The sequence below is a fragment of the Pseudomonas sp. SMN11 genome (assembly GCF_052041945.1).
Classification (GTDB): Bacteria; Pseudomonadota; Gammaproteobacteria; order Pseudomonadales; family Pseudomonadaceae; genus Aquipseudomonas.
In genome coordinates this window covers 20,595-42,357 of record NZ_JBKGGW010000022.1, presented here as the reverse complement: position 1 = coordinate 42,357, position 21,763 = coordinate 20,595, and the positions used below count along the sequence as shown (strand labels likewise).

At 62.9% G+C, this 21,763-nt stretch carries 21 protein-coding genes; 12 read left to right on the top strand and 9 right to left on the bottom strand.

Going from position 1 to position 21,763, the window contains the following annotated elements; genetic code table 11:
- Positions 1-2 precede the first annotated feature (2 nt).
- Positions 3-530, top strand: coding sequence for a cupredoxin domain-containing protein (locus ACLEJU_RS18220; protein ID WP_435424076.1), 528 nt, complete (start codon positions 3-5; stop codon positions 528-530).
- A 68-nt stretch (positions 531-598) separates the two neighbouring features.
- Positions 599-1,429, top strand: a complete 831-nt coding sequence (gene queF, locus ACLEJU_RS18215; protein WP_435424077.1) for an NADPH-dependent 7-cyano-7-deazaguanine reductase QueF — start codon at positions 599-601, stop codon at positions 1,427-1,429.
- Between the two features lie 39 nt (positions 1,430-1,468).
- Here the strand turns inward: queF and ACLEJU_RS18210 are convergent, their stop codons facing one another.
- Together ACLEJU_RS18210 and ACLEJU_RS18205 are read right to left on the bottom strand one after the other, a co-directional pair.
- Positions 1,469-1,732, bottom strand: a complete 264-nt coding sequence (locus ACLEJU_RS18210) for a DUF4404 family protein (protein WP_435424078.1) — start codon at positions 1,730-1,732, stop codon at positions 1,469-1,471.
- 122 nt (positions 1,733-1,854) lie between these two features.
- Positions 1,855-2,418, bottom strand: a complete 564-nt coding sequence (locus tag ACLEJU_RS18205; protein WP_103449839.1) for a phosphonoacetaldehyde phosphonohydrolase-related protein — start codon at positions 2,416-2,418, stop codon at positions 1,855-1,857.
- Positions 2,419-2,607: 189 nt separating this feature from the next.
- On the opposite strand from ACLEJU_RS18205, the gene ACLEJU_RS18200 reads away from it, so the two are divergent.
- Positions 2,608-3,315: an MlaA family lipoprotein gene (locus ACLEJU_RS18200; protein WP_435424079.1), complete on the top strand. Its 708-nt coding sequence runs from the start codon at positions 2,608-2,610 to the stop codon at positions 3,313-3,315.
- 51 nt (positions 3,316-3,366) lie between these two features.
- On the opposite strand, the gene ACLEJU_RS18195 is transcribed toward ACLEJU_RS18200, so the two are convergent.
- Positions 3,367-3,666: a PilZ domain-containing protein gene (locus tag ACLEJU_RS18195; protein ID WP_435424080.1), complete on the bottom strand. Its 300-nt coding sequence runs from the start codon at positions 3,664-3,666 to the stop codon at positions 3,367-3,369.
- A gap of 270 nt (positions 3,667-3,936) precedes the next feature.
- On the opposite strand from ACLEJU_RS18195, the gene rssB reads away from it, so the two are divergent.
- On the top strand, positions 3,937-5,121 hold the full coding sequence (rssB, locus tag ACLEJU_RS18190) for a two-component system response regulator RssB (protein ID WP_110632499.1): 1,185 nt from the start codon (positions 3,937-3,939) through the stop codon (positions 5,119-5,121).
- Positions 5,118-5,600: an anti-sigma factor antagonist RssC gene (gene rssC, locus ACLEJU_RS18185; protein WP_027919583.1), complete on the top strand. Its 483-nt coding sequence runs from the start codon at positions 5,118-5,120 to the stop codon at positions 5,598-5,600. Before rssB ends, rssC begins: the two co-directional genes overlap by 4 nt.
- A 139-nt stretch (positions 5,601-5,739) precedes the next feature.
- Here the strand turns inward: rssC and ACLEJU_RS18180 are convergent, their stop codons facing one another.
- From ACLEJU_RS18180 to ACLEJU_RS18155, 6 genes are all read right to left on the bottom strand, one after another.
- On the bottom strand, positions 5,740-7,581 hold the full coding sequence (locus ACLEJU_RS18180; RefSeq protein ID WP_435424081.1) for an alkaline phosphatase D family protein: 1,842 nt from the start codon (positions 7,579-7,581) through the stop codon (positions 5,740-5,742).
- A 96-nt stretch (positions 7,582-7,677) separates the two neighbouring features.
- Entirely contained in the window at positions 7,678-8,604 is a 927-nt protein-coding gene (tal, locus tag ACLEJU_RS18175; RefSeq protein ID WP_435424082.1) for a transaldolase, read from the bottom strand.
- 281 nt (positions 8,605-8,885) lie between these two features.
- A complete protein-coding gene (gene dusA / locus ACLEJU_RS18170) occupies positions 8,886-9,896 on the bottom strand; it encodes a tRNA dihydrouridine(20/20a) synthase DusA (RefSeq protein WP_435425320.1) in 1,011 nt (336 codons plus the stop codon).
- Positions 9,897-10,349: 453 nt separating this feature from the next.
- Positions 10,350-10,823, bottom strand: a complete 474-nt coding sequence (locus ACLEJU_RS18165; RefSeq protein ID WP_435425319.1) for a GNAT family N-acetyltransferase — start codon at positions 10,821-10,823, stop codon at positions 10,350-10,352.
- Between the two features lie 236 nt (positions 10,824-11,059).
- On the bottom strand, positions 11,060-11,662 hold the full coding sequence (locus tag ACLEJU_RS18160; protein ID WP_435425318.1) for a phosphatase PAP2 family protein: 603 nt from the start codon (positions 11,660-11,662) through the stop codon (positions 11,060-11,062).
- A 149-nt stretch (positions 11,663-11,811) separates the two neighbouring features.
- A complete protein-coding gene (locus tag ACLEJU_RS18155) occupies positions 11,812-13,566 on the bottom strand; it encodes a phosphoethanolamine transferase CptA (RefSeq protein WP_435425317.1) in 1,755 nt (584 codons plus the stop codon).
- Positions 13,567-13,641: 75 nt separating this feature from the next.
- Here ACLEJU_RS18155 and ACLEJU_RS18150 point away from each other — a divergent pair, with 75 nt between their 5' ends.
- The 7 genes from ACLEJU_RS18150 (at position 13,642) to ACLEJU_RS18120 (ending at position 21,673) form a co-directional block, all read left to right on the top strand.
- Positions 13,642-13,902: a hypothetical protein gene (locus ACLEJU_RS18150; RefSeq protein WP_435425316.1), complete on the top strand. Its 261-nt coding sequence runs from the start codon at positions 13,642-13,644 to the stop codon at positions 13,900-13,902.
- Between the two features lie 203 nt (positions 13,903-14,105).
- Positions 14,106-14,393, top strand: a complete 288-nt coding sequence (locus ACLEJU_RS18145; RefSeq protein WP_435425315.1) for a DUF3077 domain-containing protein — start codon at positions 14,106-14,108, stop codon at positions 14,391-14,393.
- A 249-nt stretch (positions 14,394-14,642) separates the two neighbouring features.
- Positions 14,643-15,125 (top strand): formate dehydrogenase subunit gamma, encoded by a 483-nt coding sequence (locus ACLEJU_RS18140; protein WP_435425314.1) that lies wholly within the window; start codon positions 14,643-14,645, stop codon positions 15,123-15,125.
- The gene (locus tag ACLEJU_RS18135) at positions 15,119-16,678 is read left to right on the top strand and encodes a formate dehydrogenase beta subunit (RefSeq protein ID WP_435425313.1); all 1,560 of its coding nucleotides are present in this window, start codon (positions 15,119-15,121) and stop codon (positions 16,676-16,678) included. The genes ACLEJU_RS18140 and ACLEJU_RS18135 overlap by 7 nt, the downstream gene beginning before the upstream one ends.
- On the top strand, positions 16,675-19,545 hold the full coding sequence (gene fdhF, locus ACLEJU_RS18130) for a formate dehydrogenase subunit alpha (protein ID WP_435425312.1): 2,871 nt from the start codon (positions 16,675-16,677) through the stop codon (positions 19,543-19,545). The genes ACLEJU_RS18135 and fdhF overlap by 4 nt, the downstream gene beginning before the upstream one ends.
- Positions 19,542-19,745, top strand: a complete 204-nt coding sequence (locus ACLEJU_RS18125; RefSeq protein ID WP_435425311.1) for a formate dehydrogenase subunit delta — start codon at positions 19,542-19,544, stop codon at positions 19,743-19,745. Before fdhF ends, ACLEJU_RS18125 begins: the two co-directional genes overlap by 4 nt.
- Before the next feature lie 122 nt (positions 19,746-19,867).
- The gene (locus tag ACLEJU_RS18120; protein WP_435425310.1) at positions 19,868-21,673 is read left to right on the top strand and encodes an ABC transporter ATP-binding protein/permease; all 1,806 of its coding nucleotides are present in this window, start codon (positions 19,868-19,870) and stop codon (positions 21,671-21,673) included.
- Positions 21,674-21,763: the final 90 nt, after the last annotated feature.

Below are 21,763 nucleotides of genomic sequence, written 5' to 3'. Positions count from 1 at the left end.
TCATGAAACACCTGTTCATCGCCGCCGCGCTAGCCTTGGTCAGCTTGCCCACCTTGGCTGGCGAAGCGAAAACCTTCGCATTCGGCGAGCCCGCTCAGGCAGCCAATGCCACCCGTACCGTCGAAGTGGTACTCAAGGACATCGCCTTCGAGCCCAAGAACCTGCATGTGAAGGCGGGCGAGACCGTGCGTTTCGTGGTGATCAACGAGGGCAAGCTGCTCCATGAGTTCAACCTCGGTGACAAGGCCATGCATGCCGAACACCAGAAAGAAATGATCGCCATGCAGGGCAAGATGTACAACGCCGCCATGCAGCATGAGGGCATGGACCATTCGCAGATGGCCCATGCGCCCGCCAAACCGATGGATCACGGTGCCCATGGCCACGACGGCGGCAATACCGTGCTGGTGCAGCCTGGCCAGCGCGCCGAGCTGACCTGGACCTTCCGCAAGTCGGCGCCGATCGAGTTCGCCTGCAACGTGCCGGGGCATTATCAGGCCGGTATGGTCGGGGAGTTGACCATCGAGTGACTGGCACTCCAAGGCGGGGTGCAAAACCGGTAGACTAGGGGCAATTTCGAACCTCCAGGTCAGTTTCCATGCATCCCGCCGCCGAACATTCTCCGCTGGGCAAGTCCAGCGAATACATCGCCACCTACACGCCTTCGTTGCTGTTCCCGATCCCGCGTACGGCCAAGTGGGCTGAGCTGGGCGTGACTGCCCAGACCTTGCCGTGGCAGGGCGTGGACTACTGGAACTGCTTCGAGCTGTCGTGGTTGCTGCCCTCGGGCAAGCCGGTGGTGGCCATCGGTGAATTCGCCATTCCGGCCGATTCGCCGAACATCATCGAGTCGAAGTCCTTCAAGCTCTACCTGAACTCGTTGAACCAGACCAAGTTCGCCTCGATCGGCGAGCTGCAGGCGTGCCTGGTGAAGGACCTTTCGGTGGCCGCTGGCAAGCCGGTCGGTGTGCAGGTGCGTAACTTGGCGGAAGTGGAGGCGCAGGGCGTGGTTGCCTTGCCTGGGCAGTGCATCGATGCGCTGGATGTGGCGATCGACAACTACGAGCAGCCGCAACCTGAACTGCTGAACTGCAACCCGGAGCGCATGGTCGAAGAGACCGTGCATAGCCACTTGCTCAAATCCAACTGCCCGGTGACCGGCCAGCCAGACTGGGGGAGCGTGGTGGTGGAGTACAGGGGCAGGGCGCTGGACCATGCCAGCCTGCTGACCTACCTGATCAGCTTCCGCCAGCACGCCGACTTCCATGAGCAGTGCGTGGAGCGGATCTACCTGGACTTGAAGAACCTGCTGCAGCCTGAGCACCTGACCGTGTATGCGAGGTATGTGCGTCGTGGCGGGCTGGATATCAACCCATACCGCAGCACCGGGGCGATCAGCCCGGCGAATCTGCGCTTGGTTCGCCAGTAAGTTCCATGTAGCTGGGGCCGCAAAGCGGCCCCAGTCGTTTCAGATACCCATGCTGTGCAGCGAGTTGGCAATGCTGCGCAGGGTGGCGGTCAAATCCGGGTGGTCGGCCTCGAAGCGTTCGATCGCCAGGTTCACCCCGTCGACCACGTTGTTGTCCGGTGTGGCTTCCTCGAGCTTCAACTGCGCTTCGATCTGCCTGGCCTCTTCGTGCAGGGCGGCCAGTTCTTCCTCCGTAAGCGGTACGTTGCGGTCCAGTTGCTCGCGCAGGCTGTTCAAGCGCTCTTGCAATTCGCGGGCAGGCATTGGCTGTTCTCCATCAATGGCTTGGCAAGGCATGGACCTCAGCGAAGCGGCAAAGGTTCTCGCCTGTCTCTAGCGTAATCCACTCGCTGGCGCTTTGCATGATCCGCATCAATGGGGCTGTGTCAGGGTTTTTCGCCCTTGCTGCAGCGCAGGGCGATGTCGGCAAGGCAGGTGTCCAGTTCATCGAGGTGGTCGATCACCGAATGCACGCCCAGGCTGAACAGGGCCAGCGTGGCCTTGCCGCGGGCCAGATCCTGCTCTTGCTGGGTCATGGCCTGCCATTGCCTGGAGGAGAGGTCGCACGACGGGCTGCAGGCTGCCAGGCCCACTGTCCACAAGCCGGCGTTGAGGCCTGACTGCAAGAGCTTGGGCTCACCGCTGACCAGCACGCAACCTTCCAGGCGTTCGCTGTCCAGGCTCATCAAGGCCTGCCAGCAGGCATTCGGCGCCGGCCAGCGCACGCCGTTGACCGAGTGGCCCGGCAGCCAGTCTGGCAGCACGGTGGCCAGGCGCCTGCTCTGCAGGCTGCTCAGGTCGTCCAGCCAGATGCACGGCACCTGCGCATGGCGCAGGCCGGCCAGCGTTTCGAGGGCGCCAGGGGCGGGCAGGGGGCTGCCGTCGGTGGCCTGGACAAGGCAACCGCGCAGGCCGAACAGCACAGCGGTAATGGCGGGTGCAGCGAGCATGGTAACGTCCCTGAAATAATCCGCAGGCTATTCGACGATTGTTACCGTGCTGTGACGGGCAACAGTTGTTCACAATTTATTGAGCAAAAATGTGTAAAGCTGTTTATCAGCCTGCAAGGCTCTATACTGCCGCGGTACAGCAGCGCACCCGTTGTGCTTGCGGCCGAGAATTTCGATGGAGAAACATCTATGCGTAGGATCGGTGCCGGTGTGATCGAGCGAGTCACCCAGGCCTTTGTCTGCGCCAGCTTGCTGCTGGCGCCCATGGCAGCCACTCAGGCCGCCACCGAGGAAGATCCTTGGGAAGCGGTCAACCGACCGATTTTCCGTTTCAACGATACGATCGACACCTATGGCCTCAAACCATTGGCCAAGGGCTACCAGTGGGTCACCCCGCAGTTCTTGCAGGATGGCATCCACAACATGTTCAACAACGTCGGTGATGTCACCAACCTGGCCAACGACGTGCTGCAATTCAAGCCCCATGCAGCGGGCGTGGATACCGCGCGGCTGATCGTCAACACCGTGTTCGGCCTTGGCGGCTTCTTCGACGTCGGCACCAAGATGGGCCTGCAGCGCAACGACGAAGACTTCGGGCAGACCCTCGGTCACTGGGGCGTGCCCAGCGGTCCGTACGTCGTGATCCCGCTGCTCGGCCCGAGCACCGTGCGTGACGGTCTGGCCAAGTACCCGGACAGCTACACCGAACCCTACCGTTACATCAACGATGTGCCGGTGCGTAACTCGATCTTCGCCCTGAACGTGGTGGACACCCGGGCCAGCCTGCTGTCGGCAGAAAAGCTTATCCAGGGTGACAAGTACATCTTCATCCGCAATGCCTACCTGCAGAACCGCGAATTCAAGGTCAAGGATGGCGAAGTCGAAGACGACTTCTGATCCTTGCAGGCATGAAAACGGCGACCTTCGGGTCGCCATTTTTGTTACAGCTCAATGCATGGCCAGGATGCGCAAGCCGAGTTTCTGCTGCCCACTGGGTTGATCGGCGATCCACACCACCTCGGTGCTGGCGTGCAGGCCCTTGAGTGCCGGGTGATCGGAGTCGATGCGCACCTCCAGGTGGTCACCGACCTTGAATTGCTGCGGCGCCTGCACCTGCATGCCGCCGCTGGAAAGGTCCAGGCACACCGCCGCGATGACCTGCCCCTCATGCAGCAGGCTGACCTCGGTGTCGATGCGCATGCGGATGAAATCGCGTTTCTCGCTGTGGCTGGAGGGCGTATGAGGCATGCTGCATCCTTCCCAATAGGTTGTACTGGTTGGCGTTTTTATAACTCTCGGTGATTTACCCTGTAAAGAGCAGCGTACTCGACCGACGTATGCTTGAAACGCCTGGCGGATGGGAGTACCGTCTGCGCCTTACGAGGTATCTCGACTGGTTGCCTGGGCCGCGTTCTTGGCCTACAACTCAAGTAGAGCGTTACCACAGAGTATTCCAGCAGTTGGATGTCAGCCTTGCCGACGCCCCTGCACCCACCCAAATCGGCGCCGTTCGCCCACATGCAGAAAATCAGTGCAACGCTGCTGATCATCGATGATGACGACGTGGTCCGTGCGAGCCTCGCCGCCTATCTGGAAGACAGTGGCTTCAGCGTCCTCCAGGCCGGTAATGGCCAGCAGGGGCTCCAGGTCTTCGAAGAACACCAGCCCGACCTCGTGATCTGCGATCTGCGCATGCCGCAGATGGGCGGCCTCGAACTGATCCGCCAGATCAGCGAGCGCGCACCGCAGTTGCCGGTGATCGTGGTATCGGGTGCCGGCGTAATGAGCGACGCGGTCGAGGCCTTGCGCCTGGGCGCTGCCGACTACCTGATCAAGCCGCTGGAAGACCTGGCCGTGCTCGAACACTCGGTGCGCCGGGCGCTCGACCGTTCGCGTCTGGTGCTGGAAAACCAGCGCTACCGCGACAAGCTGGAAGCGGCCAACCGGGAACTGGAAGCCAGCTTGCACCTGTTGCAGGAGGACCAGACCGCTGGTCGCCAGGTGCAGATGAACATGCTGCCGGAAAGCCCCTGGAAGCTTGGCGAGTTCACCTTCGAGCACCAGATCATTCCGTCGCTGTACCTGTCGGGCGATTTCGCCGACTACTTCCGCGTGGATGAGCGGCGCATTGCCTTCTACCTGGCCGATGTCTCCGGGCACGGTGCGTCGTCGGCGTTCGTCACGGTGTTGCTGAAGTTCATGACCACGCGGCTGTTGTTCGAATTCAAGCGCAGCAGCAAGCTGCGCGAGTTCAAGCCTTCGGAAGTGCTCAGCCACATCAACCGCGGCCTGATCAACTGCAAGCTGGGCAAGCATGTGACCATGGTCGGTGGCGTGATCGACGAAGAAACCGGCCTGCTGACCTATGCCGTGGGCGGCCACCTGCCGCTGCCGGTGCTGTATACCCCGGGCCAGGCCCGCTACCTGGAAGGCCGCGGCCTGCCGGTTGGGCTGTTCGACGAGGCGACCTACCAGGACCTGGTGATCGAGTTGCCGCCACAGTTCAGCCTGAGCCTGATGTCCGATGGCATTCTGGACCTTTTGCCCGGGCATACGCTCAAAGATAAAGAAGCTGCCTTGCCGGAGATCGTCAATGCAGCGGGTGGTAGCCTGGATGGGCTGCGCCAACGATTTGGATTGGCTACGCTTGGGGAGATGCCGGATGATATCGCCCTATTGGTGTTGAGCAGGAACCTTCAATGAGTACCGGTAGAATCCAGTTCGCCGAGCAGAGCGGTACCTTTGTACTGAAATTCGTCGGTGAAGTGCGCCTGACCCTGTGTTCGGCGCTGGATGCGACGATCGAGAAGATTTTCACCGCGCTGAACTTCTCGACCATCGTCATCGACCTGACCGAGACCGAGAGCATCGACAGCACCACCTTGGGCCTGCTGGCCAAGCTGTCGATCTTGTCGCGGCAGAAGGTGGGGCTGTTGCCGACCGTGGTTACCACCAACCCGGACATTTCGCGCCTGCTGCAATCCATGGGCTTCGACCAGGTGTTCAACATCGTCGACCGCCCGGTGCCGCGCCCCGAGTGCCTGACCGACCTGCCGTCGCAGGATCAGAACGAGGATGTGGTGCGTTCCAAGGTGCTGGAAGCGCACAAGATTCTCATGGGGCTCAATGACTCCAACCGCGAAGCCTTCCATGACCTGGTGAATGCGCTGGAGCGTACCTGATCTTCAGCCTGTGCCGGCCTCTTCGCGGCTAAAGCCGCTCCCACAGGTACAGCACAGGCTTCAAGACGGGTGATATCCCTGTGGGAGCGGCTTCAGCCGCGAAGAGGCCAGCAAGGCCTCCACAACGCCACTAGGCCAGTCACTCTCGCTGCGCAAACTCGGTCGCCTCACTGCCATCCGCACTCAGCTGGAACACCCGCGCCGGCCGCCCTTGCTCATCGAACAGCACCTGCCCCAACCCCGCCCCATTGCACAGCCGTTCCCCGGCCTTGCTGCGACTGGGTGTGCGTGGCACCACCTCCATCTGCCGGCGCTTGGTGAACCAGTTCAGTGGTGAGCGTGGCGAATACAGCCAGCGGTTGAGCCTGTCCAGCACGTCCAGCAAGCGCCGTGGGAACTCGTTCTTGATCCCGCTGCTGGTCACCTGCCACAGATGCGGGCTGCGCTGGCGGTGGCGGATCAGCACCTCGTAGACGAACGAATAGTGCACATCGCCCGAGAGAATCACGTAGTGCCCCGGCGTGCGCGAATGGCGGAAGATGTTCAGGATCACCTGCGCCGCGCCACGGTGGGCCATCCAGTTCTCGGCATCCATCAGCAACGGGTAGCCCAGCCAGCTGAATACCTTCTGCACGGTCTCGATCAGCTTGACGCCAAAGATCGGTGCCGGTGACACGATGATTGCCGAGGGGTGGTCCAGCAGTGCCTGCTGCAGCTCGCACAGCGCTTCCCAGTCGAGCAGGCCGGACGGCTTGCCCAGGTCGCTCTCGCTACGCCAGCGGCGCGTGCGGGTGTCCAGCACCAGCAGCGGCGGCTCGCTGGGCAGGCTGTACTGCCAGCCCTGGAAGCGCAACAGCTCGCCGATCAGCTCATCCTGCTGCCGGGTTAGCGTTTGGCACTGGCCAACCAGTGTGTTGCAGGCATCCGGGTCGTTGCCCCAGGCCTGGCACAGCAGGTAGCCCAGCAACGCATTGCCGATGATTCGCCGCGAGAAGGGGTGGCCATAGGCGGTTTCCTCCCACTGCGCGGAGAGGTTCCAGTCGTCGGTGATGTCGTGGTCGTCGAAGATCATCAGGCAGGGCAGGTGGGCCATCACCCGTGCCACGTCGCCCAGGCTGGCGGCGAAGGCCTCGATCAGCGGCAGTTCCTCGCGATAGCGTGCATGGTCCTGCTGGCTCAGACCGGCAGGCATGTCCAGCTTCACCAGGCGCCAGGGCGCGGGAGCCCACACCAGCAGATACATGGCCATGACTTCGGCGAAGGTCACCAGGTGGTTGTCGGCATTGCTGGAGGAGAATATCGGCTTGCGCTTGCCGCCAAAGAAGCGTTCGCGCAGGGATTCGTTGCGTGCCTGGGCGGGAAGCAGGTCGGCGCGGTGGTAGTAGCTGGCCGGATGCCGGTAGAGCGCCTGGCTGTCGGCGACCACCGCGCCATCCAGCGCTTCGTCGAACAGCCCCAGGCGTTCGATCAGCGAATGGATGGCACGCAGCATCGGGCCGGCGACGTCGTCGGCATAAACCTGGTCGCCGGTCATCAACAGCACGGCGGGGCGGTCGTCCGGTCGTTGGCAGGTCTGTAGCAAGCGGTCGGCGCAGAGCAGGCCGTCGGCGGCCGGGTGATGCGGTTTGCGACAGGACCCGTGCAGCAACTGGTCCAGGCGGTCGCGCAGCACCAGACTGGGGCGATGCCTGCCAGGGTAGAGCAAGTGCGGCGCCCAGCCAGCGATGCCCTGGCCGTCGAGCAGCAGGTCATACTCGATGGCGACGTTGCATGGCAGAGGCTCTGCGAAGTGAATGTCCAGCAGGTGAATGAAGGCGTGCTGGCCGACAGCAACGACCTGGCAATCGACCTTGGCAGTGCCGTCGAGGATGAATTCGGGCTGCAGGGGTTGGCTGCCGACCAGCCAGATGGCCAGCCTTTGCGGCTCCAGGCGGCGCAGAACCGGGCCGGCGAGTACGAGGGGCAATGGGGATGAGGTCATTTTGCCTTTGAGTTCAGAACGCGTTCATAACCCGCTGAAACAAAACGGGCGGAAAATGCTGAACATTTCCCGCCCGTCTGGCAAACCGTAGATGTATCAGGCTTTTTCAGCCATCAACTTCTCGAGTTTTTCCTGATCCCGGGCAAACTGGCGAATGCCTTCGGCCAGCTTCTCGGTGCCCATGGCATCTTCGTTCATCGCCCAGCGGAACTGGCTTTCGTTCAGTACCTGCTTGGCTTCACCGGCATTGCCCGGTTTGAGAATCCGCGGCAGCTCGCCCTGGTCGCTGCCCAGCTTGTCCAGCAGGTCCGGGCTGATGGTCAGGCGATCGCAGCCGGCCAGCTGTTCGATCTGGCCGAGATTGCGGAAGCTGGCGCCCATGACCACAGTGTCGTAGCCATTGGCCTTGTAGTAGTTGTAGATGCGCGTGACCGACTGCACGCCCGGGTCTTCGGCGCCGACGTATTCCTGGCCGGTGCTCTTCTTGTACCAGTCGTAGATACGGCCCACGAACGGCGAAATCAGGAACACGCCAGCATCTGCGCAGGCCTGAGCCTGGGCGAAGGAGAACAGCAGGGTCAGGTTGGTCTGGATGCCTTCCTTTTCCAGTTTCTCGGCGGCGCGGATGCCTTCCCAGGTGGAGGCCAGCTTGATCAGCACGCGGTCTTTCGACACCCCGGCGGCTTCGTACAAGCCGATCAGCTGGCGTGCCTTGTTCAGCAGGGCTGGCTCATCGAACGACAGGCGAGCATCCACCTCGGTGGAAATGCGCCCCGGAATGACCTTGAGAATGCCCGCGCCCACGGCCACGGCGAACTTGTCGCAGGCCAGGTCGACATTGCCCTTGGCATCGGCCTTCACCTGCCTGAGCAGCTCGGCATAGCCCGGCATGGCGGCGGCCTTGAGCAGCAGCGACGGGTTGGTGGTGGCATCGACCGGCTTGAGGCGGGTGATGGCATCCAGGTCCCCGGTGTCGGCAACCACGGTGGTGAACTGCTTGAGTTGTTCCAGCTTGGAGGTCATGGGCGTGCTCTGTCCTGTGCATTTACTCGACATTACCCGAGGCCCGACGGGCGCTCAAGAGGCCAGTGGGGCAGGGCAGAATTGCCGAAGGTGATGATTCGAGTCAGCAGCGCACGCGAGGTTCCCCAAGCCACTCCCGATGTGGTGCGCATCCCGTGTAGGAGCGGCCTTGTGTCGCGAAAGGGCTGCAAAGCAGCCCCGGCAATCTATGCATGAGGGGCCGCTTTGCGGCCCTTTCGCGACACAAGGCCGCTCCTACAGAACGGTGCCGGGCCAGAGAGTCATCGCCCTTGCATCAACTCCGCCGCCTGGTCGAACACTTTCAGCGGCTCCGCCGCCTTGTGAATATCCGCCGACAACAACTGCCGGAACCGCCGCGCCCCTGGGAACCCCTGGCCAAGCCCCAGAATATGCCGGGTGATGTGATGCATCGCGCCACCGCTTTCCATGTGCGCCACGATATAAGGCCGCAACTGCTCCAGTGCCTCGCTGCGGCTCACCACCGGCGCTCCGCTGGCAAACAGCTGCTGGTCCACGTCAGCCAGCAGGTAAGGGTTGTGGTACGCCTCACGTCCCAGCATCACGCCATCGAAGGTCTCAAGGTGCGTCTGGCATTCTGCCAGGGTCTTGATCCCGCCGTTGAGCACGATCTCCAGGTCCGGGAAGTCCGCTTTCAACCGCGCGGCCACGTCATACCGCAGCGGCGGGATCTCGCGGTTTTCCTTCGGCGACAGCCCCTCGAGAATCGCGATGCGCGCATGCACGGTAAAGCTCCGGCAACCGGCCTCACGCACCTGACCAACAAAATCGCACAGCTCGGCATAACTGTCGCGGCCATTGATGCCGATGCGGTGCTTCACCGTCACTGGCGTGGATACCGCATCCTGCATGGCCTTCACGCAATCGGCCACCAGTGCCGGATGGGCCATCAGGCAGGCGCCGATCATGTTGTTCTGCACCCGGTCGCTCGGGCAGCCGACGTTGAGGTTGACCTCGTCGTAGCCGGCTTCCTCGGCCAGTTTGGCGCAGGCGGCCAGGTCGGCCGGCACGCTGCCGCCCAGCTGCAGGGCCAGCGGGTGCTCGGAGACGTCGTGGCGCAGGAAACGGTGGGCGTCGTTGTGGAGGAGGGCGCCGGTGGTGACCATTTCGGTGTAGAGCAGGGTTTGCTTGGAGAGCAGGCGCAGGAAGAACCGGCAATGACGGTCCGTCCAGTCCATCATGGGGGCCACGCTGAAGCGGCGGGACGGCTCATGGCGCGTGGTTTGTGGCTTTGAGGCTGATTCTAAAGGCATTCTGGTCTACGCATGTTTGTACGATTTACCGGGTTTTTGAGGCGCTTTGGTGTGACAGTCATTCACGCCTGTGTCACCGAAAATCATGGCAATGGTCAGAGCAAGGGAAGTGGCCGTTGGTACGGTCATCAATACCGTCCATATCCGACTCAAGAAAAAGGTGTCCTAGTCTACCAAGAAGACCAGATGTTCGCCTGAAAGCAGGTGGCTCAAGCTGGGCGAAGCGACGAGAGACTGAATTGGTTTACACAATGCGATCTCAATGTCGACGCCTGAACCGTTGCTGTCCTGGGTTGTGACGGTGGGGCATATGGTCTTGGCGAGCGGGGAGTAGATTGCCATTCAGAGAGACGAATGCGTCGCTAGTAGGTCCAATCCATCACAGAAAGGGCTGAAGATTTCGCGTGATTAGCAGCAACCTACACGAAGTGGTCGCTGGTACGCCCCGGGCATTCATGCGCCACATTTTAAGTTTTTTTGCATCAATGCATTCTGAAGCGTTACGCCCCGGCGGATTGGAAATCCTCGCCGCACGACATGAAAACCGTGCTGTTCAAAGAACGCTTCAGCCGTCTTGCTGACGTCTGAAGTAAGTTCATCGATGCCAAGTAACCTTGCTTCTTCATGGATACGATTCATGAGTAAAGTGCCTATTCCTTGCCGAGGGTGAGTACCCGACACAAAAAAATGGTCGATATAACCGTTCGGTTGAATGTCGGCATAGCCCACAATTTTGCCGTATACCTCAGCCACGAACGGGCGGAGGTTTCGAAGGTGCTCCGCCCATAGCGTTTGATCAAGATCGGCAGGAGCCCAAGCCTCGACTTGATCGCGAGCGTAATCACGTGACGCGATCTCATGAATGGAAGAGTAGAAGACGTCGAACAGCGCAATCTCATCCCCAGTTCTGAAGCGGCGAATCTCCATGCTTTCCCCACAAGGCGTTCGCAAAAACGAAGTGTCTGTCATACCTGCTAAAGATCGAGAATCAACGACCTAAGGTCCCTAGGCGCAACTGGATGCCTGGTTTTGGTCGTTTGTTACCGCACGGTCGTTTAGGGATGGGATAGTGGTGCAAAATTGGTACCTGTCAGCGGTCTGTGCATTTTACCGGGGTATCTAGCCTGCAGCATGCCGCCGCGAATCATCGCCTAGGTTCAATCTTAACTTCGTACCCACCCCGCCCGTATTGGCATTGCCAAAACGTTGCGATAATGGCGCTCCACCCCGTCAGTGATACGCGGGCCAATACGTTTCCAGATCGGTGAAAATCCAGAGTAAACCAAGAACGAAACAATCACCGCTCCCACCATATCGAGCGGAAAGTGTACGCCGAGGAAGACACGCGCCCAGGCGACACTGAGCCCGGTCAGCAGAATGACCACACCCCACCCAGACAACCCATCCAGCAGCAAGGTCAAGCCCATGCAGGCAAACACGGTCATATGATCGCTGGGAAATGACGAATCCGGCGCATGCAGCATCCAGTTATGCCCCAACCCGATCATGAACGGCCGTGGATGCGGCCAGGCAGCCCAGATGAGCTGATTGACGACCAACGCAATCACCGTAACCAGGGTCGCCTTGAGTACCAGCCTGCGTTCCCCACGGTGCCCCCACAGCCAGAACCCCAGCATCAACACGGGCAGCAGAAAGATCAGCCCCTTGGCAATGCCGATGGCGAGCAGGACCAGCCACTGCGGCGTATCACCGCCGCCGTTGATCAGCAGGAAGAGGGAGCGGTTGAGTGTTTCGAGTTCGCCCATGATGCATGTCCCCGCCGTGCGTTCAGACGCTGTTTCAATTCCAATTAAAGCCGCTTGCGCGCATAGCGCAGCGGCCGACAAGCAAAAAAGCCGATGGCGCGATCAGAGATATCGCCATCGGCTTTCAGACGTCAGTATCCGTCCGCGAGCTACTTCTGCTCGTTGGCCGCGGTCTGCTGAACCTGCTCCGCCTTGTCCTGCGGCAACAGGTCGAACTCATGCAACCCATCCTTGCGGTACGGGTCGCCAATCCAGCGTGGCGTTGGCGCGAACTGCGCGTTCACCAGGCTCTTGGCCGGCTCGTACTTGTCGTAGCTCAAGCCTGCCAGATCCGACAGCGTGTGAATCAGGTGCGAGCTGCTGTAGGGGCGGTTGGCCATCGACTGCAGGTCGCGTGGGTGCTCCGCTTGCCAGCTCGGTGAGGTCCACAGCAGGAACGGCACGGTGTACATCGGCCGGGTCGGCGCGCCTTCGTTGCGGCCCAGGCGGTCGTGGTTGCCGGAGCTGTACACATCTTCGCCGTGGTCGGACAGGTACAGCAGGAAGCCGTTGGGCGTGGCTGCCGAATACTGCTTGATCAGGCTCGACACCACGAAGTCGTTGTAGCGCACCGCGTTGTCGTAGAAGTTGTAGGTTTCCACCTGGTCATCGGTCAGCGCAGCCGGTGCACCCTTGCGATCAGTGAAGTGCTGATAGGCATCCGGGTAGCGGTAGCGGTAGTCCATGTGGGTGCCCAGCAGGTGGACGATGATGAACTTCTTCGGCGCCGGGTCCTTCAGGGCCTTCTCGAACGGCGGCAGCACCACTTCGTCGTACTGGCTGGCGTTCTGGTTGCGCTGATTGTTCAGATACACCGGCTCGTCCGTCTGCTGCGAGAAGGTGGTGAGCATGGTGTTGCGCTTGGTCATGGTCTGCTGGTTGGTGATCCAGAAGGTCTTGTAGCCTGCCTGTTTCATCAGGTTGATCAGCGACGGGTCGGTGAGGAAGCGGTCGGGGTGTTCTTCGTCACCGAAGGTGAGGATCTGCTGCATCACCTCGATGGTGTAGGGGCGCGGGGTGACCACGTTCTGGAACACGGTCAGGTTCTTGTCGGCGGCCAGGGCATCCAGGTTGGGGGTGGTGTCGCGGTTGTAGCCGTACAGGTGCATGTGCTCGCGGGTGGTCGATTCACCCAGCACCAGCACCAGCGTGCGCGGCGCTTCGCCACTGCTGTCCTGAAGGTTCTGCAGGGGCGGCAGGGCGGCGTTCTGGGCCAGCAGGTTCTGCATGTTGTTCAGCTGCTGCAGGTATTGGCGGTAGCCGACCACCAGCTGCCACGGCACGGCCGGTTCCATGCGCTGCTGGACCTTCTCCATGGCATCGGCGAAGTTGCGTTCCTGGGTGACCATCTGCTTGTAGAACGGCAGCACCAGGTTGGCGACCAGCAACACCACCACCACCGGGATACGGCTGCGCAGGCGCAGGGTGACCGGGCGCACGCGGGTCCAGAGCAGCACGGCGCCCACGGTGTAGGCCAGCAGGCCAAGCATCAGGCCAATGCTGAAGTACTGGCTGAAGTATTCGCCCGCTTCGGCGGTGTTCGACTCGAACATCACGAAGATGACGCTTTGCGAGAATTCCTGGTGGTAGATGCCGAAGTAGCTCAAACCCACCAGCGAGGCGGCCCACAGCACCACGCCGATGACGGCGGCGAGGGTGCGCGTGAGGCGTGGCAGCAGCAGGACCGGGACGAGCCACAGGGTGCTGAGAAACAGGGCATCGCGGAAACCGGCGAAGCCGGTGGTGCCACTGAACAGCAGAAGCGCCTGGGTGACGCCGGAGAAGTACCAGAAGAACAGCAGGAGCCAGCCCAGGCCGGCCCAGTCCACGCGCTTGGGCGCGGATGGGGATGCGGTGTTTGCCACGTGTGCCTCGTAGAACCATGGCGGCAGCCAGAAGGGGCGGGCTGCCGGAAAGGCTGAGAGGCTAGAGAGCGGGGCGTGAAAATTACGTTAACGAAAAATGGAAAAAGTCTTAACAAAACTTCCCACTACCTCGAAGACACGCTGGTCGAGGCTACCGAGTTCCTGCTCCGCGGCCTCGCCACAGCCCGGCAGGCCATCACCACGCTGCCCAAGTTACCCGTCACCGTCATGACGCTGTCGACGATCCAGGAAATGGAGGCGGTGCGCGCGTTGCTGGAGTCGGCGATCGCGCAGGTGCAGCTACAGAGGCCTCGGCAGGTGCACACGCTGCACTGACATTCAAGTAATGATCGGAACCTGAGGCCAGCGCGGTCTTTGTGGGAGCGGCCTTGTGTCGCGAAAGGGCTGCAAAGCAGCCCCGGCAATAGTAGCGACAGCGCCAAGATCCGGGGGCCGCTTCGCGACCCTTTCGCGACACAAGGCCGCTCCCACAAAGACCGCGCAATGGCTTGATATCAGCGTTTTCAAGGGGATTGAGAATGGATAAGCAACAGCCCGAAACCTCCGCCAGGCTTGGCGTCACCGTCGGCTCGGCCACCTGCCTGGAGGGCGTGGCCAAAGGCAAGCGCCTGTTCCGCGTAGAACCCGGCAACTGTTGCGACTACGCCATGGCACAGCCCTCTGTACTGATGGACTGCTCGCGCCGCGCCTCCTTCATCGGCGTGATGGACGACGAACCCGCGCTGGTCTGGGCCTCGCATTACCTGTGCGAGATGGCCAAGGCGTTGATGGATGATGCGCATCTGGGGGTGCTCAAGCGCCATTGACCCAGCATTTGGGCGTTGATACCACGTCGGTTTCAGAATGCGCCTGGTCGCTCGCACACTACCGTTTGCTGCCACAAGTGCCATGCTTAGTGGATGCCCTTGAGCCCAGTGCGCGCAGACGCACGGCCATCGGCAAGGAGGCCTCCGCGCCCACGCCAGCCGTGACGTGGCCGGTGTGCCGCAGCAGAACATGCCGGATTCCTGCCCCCACAATATTCAGGCAGGGTCCGTGATGCCGAGGTCCGCTGTATGCCTGATGAACTGCTTCACCTGCCGGTAATCCAGAACATCCTGACCCGCGAGAAGGACACCCCCGGCGCGCTGTTGCCGATCCTTCATGCCCTCCAGGACGCTGTCGGTTTCATCCCCGAAGCTGCTGTCCCTGAAATCGCCCATGCTCTCAACCTCAGCCTCGCCGAGGTGCGCGGGGTGATCAGCTTCTATCACGACTTCCGCACCACGCCGCCTGCCCGCCACACCTTGCGCCTGTGCCGCGCCGAGTCGTGCCAGAGCCGAGGCAGCGAAGCCCTGGCTGCGCAACTGCGCGAACAGCTGGCGCTGGATGACCACGGCACCAGCGCCGACGGTGCCATCAGCCTGCGCCCGGTGTACTGCCTGGGCGCCTGCGCCTGTTCGCCGGCGCTGGAACTGGATGGCCAAGTGCATGCGCGGCTTACCCCCGAGCGCCTGCGGGCGCTGGTGAACGGTTGTCTGGAGGGCGAAACATGCTGAAGTTGTTCATACCCTGTGACTCGGTTGCCCGTGCCGTCGGCGCCGATCAGGTCGCCGATGCCATCAAGGCCGAGGCCGAGCGCCGCCAGCTGCCCATCGAAATTCAGCGAACCAGCTCGCGTGGCCTGTATTGGCTGGAACCGCTGCTGGAATGTGAAAGCACCGAGGGGCGCCAGGGCTTTGGTCCGGTCACCCCGGCAGACGTGCCATCGCTGCTTGACGCCCTGGCCGGTGAGCCAGGTGGCCATTCGCTGGCGTTGGGCGCGGTCGAAGAGATCGCCTACCTGAAATCTCAGCAGCGCCTGCTGTTCGCCCGTGCCGGCATCAGCCGCCCATTGTCGCTGGACGACTACCGCGCCCACGGCGGTTTCAAGGGCCTGGAAAAGGCTGTAGCGCTGGATGGCGCCGCCGTGGTTGCCACCGTTCTCGATTCCGGCCTTCGCGGCCGGGGCGGGGCGGCGTTCCCGGCCGGCATCAAGTGGCGCACCGTGCGCGAGGCCAATGCAGGGCAGAAGTACGTGGTGTGCAACGCCGATGAAGGCGACTCCGGCACCTTTGCCGACCGCATGCTGATGGAGGGCGACCCTTTCCTGCTGATCGAAGGCATGATCATCGCCGGCCTCGCCGTCGGGGCCGACAAAGGCTACATCTATGTGCGCTCTGAATACCCCGACGCCATCCGCGTGCTGAACCAGGCGTTCGCCATCGTCCGCGACGCCGGTTACCTCGGCAGCAATGTGGCCGGCAGCGGCCAGGCCTTCGATCTGGAAGTGCGAGTCGGCGCCGGCGCCTATATCTGCGGCGAGGAAACCGCGCTGCTCGAATCCATCGAAGGCAAGCGCGGCATCGTCCGTGCCAAGCCGCCGTTGCCCGCGCTCGAAGGCCTGTTCGGCCTGCCGACCCTGGTGCACAACGTGCTCACCCTGGCCTCGGTGCCAACCATCCTGGCCGAGGGCGCGGCGTTCTACCGCGATTTCGGCATGGGCCGCTCGCTGGGCACCATGCCGTTCCAGCTGGCCGGCAACATCCGCCATGGCGGCCTGGTGGAACGCGCCTTTGGCCTGACCCTGCGCGAACTGGTGGAAGGCTACGGCGGCGGCACTGCCAGTGGTCGCCCGCTCAAGGCCGCCCAGGTTGGCGGGCCGCTCGGCGCCTGGGTACCGCCCAGCCACTTCGATACCCCCCTGGACTACGAGGCATTCGCTGCCATGGGCGCGATGCTCGGGCACGGCGGCGTGGTAGTGGCCGACGATACCCTGAACATGGCCAGCATGGCGCGCTTCGCCCTGCAGTTCTGCGCCGAGGAGTCCTGCGGCAAATGCACCCCGTGCCGGATCGGCTCGACCCGTGGCATGGAGGTTGTCGACCGGCTGATCGCGACCAGCGACTTCAGTGAACGACATGACCAGGCCCTGCTGCTGCGCGACCTGTGCGACACCATGCAGTACGGCTCGCTGTGCGCCATGGGCGGCATGACCGCCTACCCGGTGGCCAGCGCCCTCAAGTATTTCCCTGCCGATTTTGGGCTGACCACCCCGGAGGCCACGCAGTGATCAATTACTTCGACCCCGAGACTGATCTGGGTACCCCAGCCCGTCAAAGCGACGTGCAGATCAGCCTGAACATCGACGGCCGCAGCATCAGCGTGCCGGCCGGCACCTCGGTGATGCGCGCCGCCGCCATGCTCGGCACCAGCATCCCCAAGCTATGCGCCACCGATAGCCTCGAAGCCTTCGGCTCGTGCCGCATGTGCATGGTGGAAATCGACGGCATGCGTGGCTACCCGGCCTCATGCACCACGCCGGTTAGCGAAGGCATGGTCGTGCGCACGCAAACCCCGCGCCTGGCCGACCTGCGCCGCAATGTGATGGAACTGTACATCTCCGACCACCCGCTGGACTGCCTGACCTGTTCGGCCAACGGCAACTGTGAACTGCAGACCGTTGCTGGCCAGGTCGGCCTGCGCGAGGTGCGCTACGGCTATGACGGCGCCAACCACCTGGCCGAGAAGAAAGACACCTCCAACCCTTATTTCGACTACGAACCCAGCAAGTGCATCGTCTGCAGCCGCTGCGTGCGCGCCTGCGAGGACATCCAGGGTACTTTCGCCCTGACCATTACCGGGCGCGGTTTCGATTCGCGGGTGGCAGCGGCCGGTGGCAACAACTTCCTGGCCTCCGAATGCGTGTCGTGCGGTGCTTGCGTGCAGGCCTGCCCGACCGCGACCCTCACCGAGAAGAGCCTGGTCCAGCTGGGCCAGCCCGAGCGTGCGGTGATCACCACCTGTGCCTACTGCGGCGTCGGCTGCTCGTTCCGCGCCGAGATGAAAGGCGACCAGTTGGTGCGCATGGTCCCGGACAAGAACGGCGGCGCCAACCACGGCCACGCCTGCGTAAAGGGCCGCTTCGCCTGGGGTTATGCCACCCACCCCGACCGCATCACCAAGCCGATGATCCGCAAGCGCCTGGAAGACCCGTGGCAGGAAGTCAGCTGGGATGAGGCGGTGACCTACGCTGCCAGCGAGTTCCGCCGCATCCAGCTCAAGTACGGGCGCGACTCCATCGGCGGCATCACCTCCAGCCGCTGCACCAACGAAGAAGCCTACCTGGTGCAAAAACTGGTGCGCACGGCATTCGGCAACAACAACGTCGACACCTGCGCGCGGGTTTGCCACTCGCCGACCGGCTATGGCCTGAAGCAGACACTGGGCGAGTCGGCCGGTACCCAGAGCTTTGATTCGGTGATGCAGGCCGACGTGATCCTGGTGATCGGCGCCAACCCCACCGACGCCCACCCGGTGTTCGGCTCGCAGCTTAAGCGCCGCCTGCGCCAGGGCGCACGGCTGATCGTCATCGACCCGCGGCGCATCGACCTGGTCGACTCGCCCCACGCCCGTGCCGAGCTGCACCTGCAGCTGCGCCCTGGGACCAACGTGGCCATGCTCAACGCCATGGCCCACGTGATCGTCAGCGAGGGGCTGCTGGCCCAGCGTTTCATCGACGCCCGCTGCGAGACCGAAGACTTCGCCCGCTGGCGCGACTTCGTCAGCCTGCCGGAGAACGCCCCGGAAACCCTGGGGCCTGTATGCGGCGTACCCGCCGAGCAGATCCGTGCCGCTGCCCGGCTGTACGCCACCGGTGGCAACGCGGCGATCTACTATGGCCTGGGGGTGACCGAGCACAGCCAGGGCAGCACTGCGGTGATGGGCATCGCCAACCTGGCCATGGCCACCGGCAACATCGGCCGCGAAGGGGTCGGGGTGAACCCGCTGCGCGGGCAGAACAACGTGCAGGGTTCCTGCGACATGGGCTCGTTCCCCCACGAGCTGCCTGGCTACCGGCACATCTCCAACGAGGGCGTGCGTGCCGAGTTCGAGCAGGCCTGGGGCGTGACCCTGCAGCCCGACCCGGGCCTGCGCATCCCCAACATGTTCGAGGCGGCGCTGGATGGCAGTTTCAAGGCGCTGTACTGCCAGGGCGAGGACATCGCCCAGAGCGACCCCAACACCCAGCACGTCACCGCCGCCCTGCGCGCCATGGAGTGCGTGGTGGTGCAGGACATTTTCCTCAACGAGACGGCCAAGTTCGCCCACGTGTTCCTGCCGGGCAGCTCGTTCCTCGAGAAGGACGGCACCTTCACCAACGCCGAGCGGCGCATCTCGCGGGTGCGCAAGGTCATGGAGCCGCTGGCTGGTAAGGCCGACTGGGAGGCTACCGTGGCCCTGGCCGATGCCTTGGGCTACCCGATGAACTACCGCCACCCCTCCGAGATCATGGACGAGATTGCCCGCCTGACGCCGAGCTTCCACCGCGTCAGTTATGCCGAGATCGACCGCCACGGCAGCCTGCAATGGCCGTGCAACGACGCCGCCCCCGACGGCACCCCGACCATGCACATCGACCAGTTCGTGCGCGGCAAGGGGCGCTTCATGCTGACCGGTTATGTGCCGACCGACGAGAAGGTCAACAGCCGCTACCCGCTGCTGCTGACCACCGGGCGCATCCTCAGCCAGTACAACGTCGGCGCGCAGACCCGGCGCACCAGCAACACCGCCTGGCATGATGCCGACCGGCTGGAAATCCACCCCAATGACGCCGAGAGCCGCGGTATTCACGACGGCGACTGGGTGGGTATCGGCAGCCGCGCCGGGCAGACCGTGCTGCGCGCCAAGGTCAGCGCGCGGGTGGCCCCCGGGGTGGTGTACACCACCTTCCACTTCCCTGAGTCCGGTGCCAACGTGATCACCACCGACAACTCCGACTGGGCCACCAACTGCCCGGAATACAAGGTCACGGCGGTGGAGGTGGTGAAGGTGTTCCACCCGTCGGAATGGCAGAAGCGTTACCAGGACTTCAGTGACGAACAGCGGCGCCTGCTCAAGGAACGCCGTATTGCGGAAAAAGCCGAGGTGCGCCGATGAGCAGCGACAACCTGGTCAAGATGGCCAACCAGATTGCCCACTACTTCGACAGCGAGCCAAACCGGGCGCTGGCAGTGCAGGGGGTGAGGCAGCATCTGCAGAGCTTCTGGACACCGGCGATGCGCCGGCAGCTGGGGGAATGGATTGAGGCCCATGGCCAGGAAGGGCTGGATGCCAAGGTGGTGGAGGCCCTGGCCTAGCGCTCTCCTGTCCCGGCCTCTTCGCGGGGCCGGGACAGGAAAAATGAAATGTCCGTCATTTATGCAAGACGAATCCCGCCGCGATGCTACGCTCGCGGAAACACTCGTCACGGATATTTTCTATGGACATGAACTGGCACCAGGCCCTGCAAGAGAGCCTGAGCTGGCTTGCAATCGCCTCGTTCATCACCCTCATCGGCTTCACTGCCGCTGCCACCCTGGCCGTGCGCTACACGCGCTGGGGCCGGCAGTTCTGGCAGGTGGCCGGGCCGTATTTCACCTGGAGCCGCAGTTGGCGGCCGTTGCTGATGTTCGGCCTGTTGCTGGTGCTGACGCTGTTCTCGGTGCGTATGAACGTGCTGTTCTCGTTCTGGTACAACGGCTTCTACAGTGCCCTGCAGGCCCTTGATCAGACGACCTTCTGGTACCTGCTCGGGGTGTTCGCGGTGCTGGCCACCATCCATGTGCTGCGCGCGCTTTTTACCTTCTACGTGACCCAGGCCTTCAGCATCCGCTGGCGGGTGTGGCTGACCGAGCGTTTGACCCGCGACTGGATGAAAGGCGATGCCTATTACCGCGGCCGCTTCCTCGCCGAACCGGTAGACAACCCCGACCAGCGTATCGAACTGGACGTCAACGCCTTCGTCACCAATTCGGTGTCGCTGGCCCTGGGCGCGGTCAGCGCGCTGGTCTCGCTGGTGGCCTTCACCGGCATCCTCTGGGGCCTGTCGGCACCGCTGACGGTGGCGGGGTACGAGATACCCCGGGCGATGGTGTTTGCGGTATACGTTTATGTGCTGATCGCCACCTGGATTGCCTTCCGCCTCGGCCAGCCGTTGATCCGCCTGAACTTCCTCAACGAAAAACTCACGGCGAACTTCCGTTATGCGCTGATGCGCCTGCGCGAGAACGCCGAAAACATCGCCTTCTACCAGGGCGCACCGGTGGAACGGGCAACCTTGCTCGGGCGCTTCGGCGCACTGATCGTCAACGTCTGGGCGCTGGTGTTCCGAAACCTGAAGTTCAGCGGCTTCAACCTGGGTGTCAGCCAGGTGGCGGTGGTATTCCCGTTCATCCTCCAGGCACCACGCTTCTTCAGCGGGGCGATCAAGCTGGGTGATGTGATGCAGACCTCCCAGGCGTTCGGCCAGGTGCAGGATTCGCTGTCGTTCTTCCGTGAGTCTTACGACACCTTCGCCCAGTACCGCGCCACCCTCGACCGTCTGACCGGTTTCCTCGACGCCAACGACCAGGCCAGCGCGCTACCACGGGTGTTGACCGAAGACCAGCCGCGGGCGCTGGACATCACCGGCCTGCAAGTGCTGCGCCCGGACGGCCATGCGCTGATCGCCGACCTCGACCTGCGCCTTCACGGTGGCCAGGCGCTGCTGATCAAAGGGCCGTCGGGCAGTGGCAAGACCACCTTGCTGCGCGCCCTGGCGGGCCTGTGGCCGTATGCCGAAGGCGAGGTCCGGCGGCCGTTGGGCACCCAGGCGTTGTTCCTGTCGCAGCGGCCTTACCTGCCGCTGGGCGACCTGCGCGCGGCCATTGCCTACCCGGCCGACAGCCAGCCGGAAGATGAAGCACGCATGCAGCAGGCCCTGCGCGAGGTCAACCTGGCGCACCTGGCAGAGCGACTGGCAGTGAGTTGCGACTGGTCGAACATTCTCTCCGTCGGCGAGCAGCAACGCCTGGCATTTGCCCGGGTGCTGTTCAACCGGCCGCAGGTGGTGTTCCTCGACGAGTCCACCTCGGCGATGGACGAAGGGCTGGAGCATGCGATGTATGCGTTGCTGCGCAAAGAGATGCCCGAGACCTTGCTGGTGAGCGTGGGGCATCGCAGTACCCTGGCCGACTTCCATACTCATCGGCTGGAAGTGGACGGGCAGGGCGGCTGGGCGCTGCGGCAGCAGGAGGTTCTGGCTTAATCAGTAGCGACCTCTTCGCGGGTACGCACAGACCTTGAAACCTGTGCGGTTCCTGTGGGAGCGGGTTTACCCGCGAAGAGCCCGGCAATG